Source organism: Vibrio sp. 10N.222.55.C6, from assembly GCF_041473395.1.
GTDB classification, from domain to species: Bacteria; Pseudomonadota; Gammaproteobacteria; order Enterobacterales; family Vibrionaceae; genus Vibrio; species Vibrio crassostreae_C.
In genome coordinates this window covers 1-270 of sequence record NZ_JBFRSD010000073.1, presented here as the reverse complement: position 1 = coordinate 270, position 270 = coordinate 1, and the positions used below count along the sequence as shown (strand labels likewise).

1 pseudogene is annotated in these 270 nt (G+C 40.0%); it reads left to right on the top strand.

Annotated elements, in window-relative coordinates:
- Window positions 1-136 precede the first annotated feature (136 nt).
- Window positions 137-270, top strand: a pseudogene (locus AB4486_RS22580) (HlyD family secretion protein); the annotation flags it as partial.

Sequence of the window (270 nt, the reverse complement as noted above, 5' to 3'; positions counted from 1 at the left end):
CAATATTTCAAGTAATCGTTTGTTTTTACTCAAGAGACAGATCGACTAGACTACAATGAAGTGGAATTCACTTTAATTTTTAAAACATCGTATTCGGCAGGCGAGTAAATCGTGCTGTCGGATCGAGAGAGAGAGCATGTCAAAAGCAGAAAAATCTTCGCGTAAGCTTAGTTTAATTATTATTTCGGTTATTTTAGTAGTGTGGCTTTACAGTTTGTGGGCCGACCGCGTCACACCAATGACGGGGATCGCCCGTGTTCACTCTTATAT